4 protein-coding genes are annotated in these 6,547 nt (G+C 71.3%); all 4 read right to left on the bottom strand.

The window, feature by feature from the left end; genetic code table 11:
* Positions 1-148: 148 nt before the first annotated feature.
* Positions 149-2,323 carry a hypothetical protein gene (locus V6V47_RS32475; protein WP_334632379.1) on the bottom strand — a complete coding sequence of 725 codons (2,175 nt, stop codon included), beginning with the start codon at positions 2,321-2,323 and terminating at the stop codon, positions 149-151.
* Positions 2,324-2,500: 177 nt separating this feature from the next.
* Complete coding sequence (locus V6V47_RS32470; protein WP_334632378.1) at positions 2,501-3,763, bottom strand: DivIVA domain-containing protein; 1,263 nt, start codon at positions 3,761-3,763, stop codon at positions 2,501-2,503.
* A gap of 286 nt (positions 3,764-4,049) precedes the next feature.
* Entirely contained in the window at positions 4,050-5,405 is a 1,356-nt protein-coding gene (gene ccrA / locus V6V47_RS32465; protein WP_334632380.1) for a crotonyl-CoA carboxylase/reductase, read from the bottom strand.
* Between the two features lie 941 nt (positions 5,406-6,346).
* Positions 6,347-6,547 (bottom strand): hypothetical protein (locus V6V47_RS32460; RefSeq protein WP_334632377.1); only part of this gene is annotated, 201 nt, incomplete at its 5' end.

Genomic DNA, 6,547 nt, shown 5'->3' with positions numbered 1-6,547 from the left:
CTCAACGACCGCCCCCGCATGACCCTGGGCTGGGCCACCCCAGGTGAGAAGATGACCCAACTCCTCGGTGTTGCAACCACCGGTTGAGCCCACCCGCAGAACGGAAACTGTCCAAGATTGCCGTGGTTGGGTGCGCGGGCCGGGCTGGTCAGTCCTTTTCGACAGTGACCTTGCTGGGCTTGGCGCTGCGCTCGTCGGTGGTGGGCTTGGTCGGCCGCTTGCCATTCTCGCCGGTGCTGGTGATCTTGGTCGGCGTGGCGCCACGACCGCCCACGCCCGGCACAGCGGCCACGGTCGGCTCGCCGTCCACGCCGGCGCTGGCCGTGCCGCCGTCCACCGTGGTCACCGGCTCGGCCACCGGCCGGGTCCTGGTCTGCCCGGCGTCGTCCGCGCCAGCGTTCGCCGGCTGGCCGGTGGCCTCGGCGTTCGCCGGCTGCCCGGCCTCGGCGGGCTCGGCCTTGAGGCCGGCGGCCGTCCCGGCTTCGGCGGGCTCGGTGCCAGGGCCGGTGGTGCCGGCTTCGGCGGGCTCGGTGCCAGGGCGGGTGGCGCCGGCCTCGGCTCCGTCGGCCGTCGCGCCGGCTGTGGCCCCGTCGACTGTGGCGGCGGACGGGGGGCTGGCGGTCAGGCCGTCGCCAGCGCCCGGAGCGCTGAGGCTCTGCAGATGCCGCTCGGCGATCTGTCGCTGAATCTCGTCGGACTCCTGGCGGGACTTCCAGGTCTCCTGGCGCAGGTCGGCCAGCTGCTGCTGGGCCTGCGCGATCTCCAGCATCACCTGGGCGAGTTGCTGCCGACCGGCCGCCGACTCCTGCTGGGTGGCTGCCAGGTGCTGCTGGGTGGTGGCCAGGTGCTGCTGCGTGGTGGCCGCGTACTCCTCGAACTGCCGGCGCGAGGCCGCGACGTGCTCGTCGGCCTTGCGCCGCTTGTCGCCCGCCTCGGTCTCGGCCTGGCGCATCAGCTCCGTGGTCTCTTCCTCGACCCGTTGCCGCAGAGCCTGCGCGTCCTGTTCGGCTGCCTGGCGGACGGCGTCCGCGCCCTGCTCGATCTCGTTCTTGCGGGTCGTGTACTCGGTCTCCAGCTCGTCGCGCCGAGACGTGAAGCTCGTCTCCAGCTCCTGCTGACGGCCGGTGAACTCGGTCTCCAGCTCCTGCTGACGACTCGTGAACGTGGTCTCCAGCTCCTGCTGGCGGGCCTTGTGCTGCTTGTCGAGCTCGTCGCGGCGCTCGGCGAACTCCTGCTCGGCGGTGGCCCGCCGCTGGGCCAGCTCCCGGTCGGCCGCCTCCCGCCGGGAGTTGACCTCCTGCTCGACCCCGGCGCGCCAGGCCCCGAGCTCCTGCTGGGTCTGCGCTCGCGACTGCTGCACGTACGTCTCGGTCTCGCTGCGCATCCGCTGCACGTACGCCTCGGTCTCGGCGCGGTTGCGCTTGGCCGACTCGCTGGCCTGCGTGGTCAGCCGCTCCGCCTCCTGCTGGGCCTTCGCCCGGGTGGCCCGCCCGGCCATCGACGCGTCGTCGATGATCTGCTTGGCCTCCTGTTGGGCCTTGGCGTGGGTGGCCCGGCCGGCCTCGGTCGCGGTGTCGGTGAGCCGCTTTGCCTCCTGCTGGGCCTTGGCGTGCACCTCCTTGGCGGCCTCGCGCAGCTCGCTGGCCTCCTGCCGGGCGGTGGTGAGTGCGTCGCGCGCCGCCTCGCGCAGCTTGGTGGCCTCCTGCTGGGCCCGGGTGTGGATCTCCTTGGCGGTGTCCCGCAGCTGGGTGGCCTCCTGCTGGGCCTTGGCCAGCGCGTCCTCTGCCGCCTTGCGTAGCTTCGCCGACTCGTCCTTGGCCGCCTGGAGGGTCGCGTCCGCCTCGGCGCGCCGGGCTGCGCTGTGCCGCTCCTCCTCGGAACGCCGGGCGGCGAGGGCGATCTCGAAGTCCTTGAATGCCCGCGCGGACTGCTCGCGGGCCTCGTCGATGATGTGCTCGGCGGCGGCGCGGCGGGCGTCGATCTCCTCGTTCGCCGCGGACAGGATCGCCTCGGCCTGCTCCTCAGCGAGGGAGAGGATCGACTCGACACGGGGGCCGAGATGGCGGAACGAGGCCCGGTCGACCACATTGACCTGCTTGCGCACCTGGGCGAGGTCGCGCTGGAGCACCTCGACCTGGCCGGCAAGCTTATGGATCTGTGTATATGCCTGTTCGCGTTCGGCGGCGAGGGTTGTGATCTCGTGCTCGGCACGCGCCACGTACCGGTCGACCTGTCGCTTCGCGTACCCCTTCAGAGCGGACTCGAAGCTTGGCTCCGTCGTCACGTCCCCGCCGAGCGCGAACAGTTCCTCGCCGTTCGACATGCCCCCATCCTCACACGCATCGGGCCCTGCTGGGGCGATACGGACGCCCCTTGTGGGACCTACTTCACTCCGTTTTCGGCGCGGGATGTCAAGGGATGGGAAACGCATACGGCGCGAGGTCACACCGGTTACCCAGTGTCACCTCGCGCCGCCGATGCCCCAACGTGACGCCGAGCCTCAGCCGGCGGTCTCCGCGTTGACCCGCTCCTGGCCGCCGTCGGTCTTCTTGGCCTCCGGCTTTGCCGCCTGAGCCGCCGCCGGCGGCATACCGGGGACGATGCCGGCGAGCCCGGAGAGCATCTGGCCGAGCTGCGAGGTGACCGCGTCCTTCTGCCGGGTGAGGTCATCGACCTCGCGGCGGGCGGCCTGCGTGGTCAGCTCAGCCTCGGTGCGGGCCTCGGTGAGCAGGCGCTGCGACTCGGCCTTGGCCTCGTGGAGCGTCTTCTCCGAGTGGGCCTTGGCCTTGTCCACCGTCTCGGCGGCACTGCGCTCCGACTCGACCCGGCGGGCCTCGGCGCGCTGCTCGATCTCCTTGGCGCGCTCCTGTGCGGCCCGAGCCCGCTGCTCGGCCTCGCCGACCATCTTCTGGGTCTGCGCCACCTGGGCGGCGTGCCGCTCGGACTCCTCGCGCTCGGCCTTCTCCCGCCGCTCGGCGAGCTGAAGCTCCAGGGCCTGGAGGTCCTTGTCGCGCTTGTCCCGCGCGTCGGTGAGCAGCTTGGTCGCCTCGGCGCGCTTCTCCTCGGCCTCCCGCGCGGCCTTTGACCGGTGCTGGGTAATCTCCCGCTCGGCGGTGGCCCGGAGGGTGGCCACCTCCCGCTCGACAGTCGACTTCAGCTCGGCCACCTCGTGCGCCGTGACGGTGCGGAGCTGCTTGGTCTCACGGTCGGCGTCGGCGCGCAGCGTGTCGGCCTCGCGACGGGCCTGCACCCGGACCTCGGCGGCCTCGCGCTCGGCGGCCGTGCGCAGGTTGCCGGCCTCGCGCTCGGCGCTGGCCTTCATGGCGGCGGCTTCGGCGCGGGCCTTGTCGGTGATCTCACGAGCCTCGAGGCGGGCGGCGGAGAGGATGCCCTCCGACTCGCGCTTGGCCTCGTTGCGGTGGTCGTTGGCCTGCTCCTCGGCGAGCCGAAGGATCTGCTCGACGCGGGTGCCGAGGCCGGAGAGGGTGGGCCGGCTGTTCTCTTCGAGCTGCTTGTTTGTGTCGGTGAGCTTCTGCTCCAGCGCGGTCATGCGCTGCTCGGCCTGGCGGAGGCGACGCTGGGCGTCGTTCATCCGCTGCTCGGCCTCGGCACGGGCCTGCTCGGACTGGGTCAGCGCGGCCGTCATCCGGCCGAGGAAGTCGTCGACCTGGTGAGTGTTGTATCCGCGCAGGCCGACGGTGAAATCTGGCTGCGAGTTCGCGTTATCGAAGAACGCGAGAGGGGAGGACTGCTGCTGGGGCATTGGGACATACTGGCAGACGCCCCAGGGTGCTTCGCAAGAGCGGTACGAAGCTTTCGTGTCCTCATTACATGGTCAACTACCGCTCTCGGCGAGGCCGGACCAATCGGCGATCTTGGCAGGTCCCGGGCGGTTCGGGCGACACGCAGAGTGACGCGGAAAAGGGCCGCGAGGCGTACCCCGCGGCCCTTTGTTCGATCCCGGCGGGTAACCCGCAATTGGGGTGGAAGAACAATGACCGTTCACCGCATTGGCCATCGGGTGCTCACCCGTCCGTCCGGTGGCTCGGTCAGTGCCCCCGGAACCTGTTGATTGCGTCCTCGTGCCGGGCCCGCAGCTCCCCGTCGCGCACGCCCAGCCCGTCCGTGGGAGCGAGGCAGCGCACCCCGACTTTGCCCTGGTGGGCGTTGCGGTGCACCTCGTACGCCGCCTGGCCGGTCTGCTCCAACGGATAGGTGCGGGACACCGTCGGGTGCACCTTGCCGAGCGCGACCAGACGGTTGGCCTGCCACGCCTCGTGATAGTTGGCGAAGTGGCTCCCGACGATCCGCTTGAGGTGCATCCACAGGTAGCGGTTGTCGTACTGGTGCTGGTAACCGCTGGTGGAGGCGCACGTGACGATGGTGCCGCCGCGCCGCGCCACGTAGACGCTCGCGCCGAAGGTCTCCCGACCGGGATGCTCGAAGACGATGTCCGGGTCCTCGCCCCCGGTCAGCTCGCGGATCCGCTCGCCGAAGCGCCGCCACTCGTCCTGGTCCTGGGTCTCCTCGTCCTTCCAGAACCGGAATCCCTCCGCCGCCCGGTCGATGACCAGCTCCGCGCCCATCCGGCGGCACAGCTCGGCCTTCTCCGGCGAGGAGACCACGCAGACCGGAATCGCGCCGCCGTTCAGCGCCATCTGGGTGGCGTACCCGCCGAGTCCGCCGGACGCACCCCAGATCAGCACCACGTCGCCCTGCTTCATGTTGGCGCCGTGGTGCGAGACGAGCTGACGGTACGCGGTGGAGTTGACCAGCCCCGGGCTGGCCGCCTCCTCCCAGGTCAGGTGCCGTGGCTTGGGCATCAGCTGGTTGGCCTTGACCACGGCCAGCTCGGCCAACCCGCCGAAGTTGGTCTCGAAGCCCCAGATCCGCTGCTGCGGATCGAGCATGGTGTCGTCGTGACCGGCCGCGTCCTCCAGCTCGACGGAGAGACAGTGCGCGACGACCTCGTCGCCAGCGGCCCACCGGGTGACCCCGGGGCCGGTGCGCAGCACCACGCCGGCCGCATCCGAACCAACCACGTGGTACGGCAGGTCGTGCCGGCGGGTCAGTTCGGAGATCCGGCCATAGCGCTGGAGGAACTTGAAGGTGGGCAGCGGCTCGAAGATGCTGGTCCACACCGTGTTGTAGTTGATCGCGCTGGCCATCACCGCGATCAGCGCCTCTCCCGGCCCAAGCTCCGGCGTCGGCACCTCCTGCACGTGCAGCGCCTTGCGGGGGTCCTTGTCCCGGGTCGCCATGCCCTCGAACATCCGGGCCTCCTCGGCGCGGACGACCACGCCTCGGTAGGTCTCCGGAACGGGCAGCCCGGCTACGCCGGCGAGCTCGCGGTCCGGGTCGCTCGATTCCTCCGCCGCCATGATCGCTTCGAGGATTTCCTGCACGGTGACCTCCGGTTCGTCCGCACCCGCACGGGCCCGGGTGCTGCCATCGTCGGCGCCGGTGGGGCACGACCACCATGTCGGCATCCGACACATCCGGCACCGGCCGCGCTCCTGTGGGGCCGGACGTTACTGAACGGTAGCTAGACCGGGAAGTCCTCTGTGAAAAACTGCATCGGCCGATGCGTGAAGGTGTCCGGCGACCCCGCCAACCGCGCACCCACGTGCTCGCCGGGCCCCTGCTTGTGGTCCGCGCAGGCAATGCCGACTCGATCAAGCGACGGCCGCGACGATGGGGCTGCCGCCGTCCCGACCGCGGCAATGTCGGTACCGCTGGGGCGGTGTCGTCCGGGGGGTGTCGTCCGGGGGTGTCGTTCGGGGGTGTCGTTCGGCGGTGCCGTCCGGGGGGTGTCGTCCGGGGGTGGCAGCAACTTCAGGGATGTTGCGGCCTCACGGACTGCGGAGGTCGCAACATCCCTGAAGTTGTGCAGATCTTGAGCGTCGGCGGTGCGGGGTCTTGCGGTAGGCGGACCCAGGCCGCGCTGCGCTGGCGGCGCGGGGCGCGGTGGCACCAACATCCGGGATGTAGTGGCCTCAGGCGCCTGTGGAGGCCACTACATCCCAGGTGTTGTGCGGATCTTGGGGTCCCGACCGCCTTGAGCGTGTCGGCCACCCGCATGGCGCCGGTCGCTGTCCCAGTTGAGGGCGATGCGGGCGAGGTCGGTGTGTTCCAGCGCGGGCGTCTGGTGTGCGTGCGGGGGTGTCGTTCTTGCGCTGGGTCGGCCTTGGCCAGCGCGGGGCGTGGTGGCAGCAACATCCAGGATGTAGTGGCCTCGGGCGCCCGTGGAGACGACTACATCCTGGACGTAGTGCGGATCTCGCCAGCGCGGGCAGTTCTGCGCGGACGGCGCGGTGCGGACAGCGCGGGGCGGGGCGGCTGGAACCTAGCGCGGATCTTGCCGCGCGGGCAGCGCGACGCCGCGCGGATCTTGCCGCGCGGGCAGCGCGGCACCGCGCCGGGCGATGCCGCGCTGGGCGATGCCGCGCCGGGCGATGCCGCGTGGGGCGATGCTGCGCCGGGCGACGCCGCGCAGGCAGCGCGACACCGCGCCGGGCGACGCCGCGCTGGGCGATGCTGCGCCGGG

Origin of the sequence: Micromonospora sp. CPCC 205539 (assembly GCF_036906815.1) — a bacterium.
Lineage (GTDB): Bacteria > Actinomycetota > Actinomycetes > Mycobacteriales > Micromonosporaceae > Micromonospora.
The sequence above is the reverse complement of the archived record's forward strand: the minus strand, read 5'-3'. Positions and strand labels throughout refer to the sequence as shown.

Bases quoted from the DNA above. Each gene is read 5' to 3' on its own strand.
- V6V47_RS32475 (WP_334632379.1), bottom strand. From the start codon at position 2,323: ATGTCGAACGGCGAGGAACTGTTCGCGCTCGGCGGGGACGTGACGACG.
- V6V47_RS32470 (WP_334632378.1), bottom strand. From the start codon at position 3,763: ATGCCCCAGCAGCAGTCCTCCCCTCTCGCGTTCTTCGATAACGCGAAC.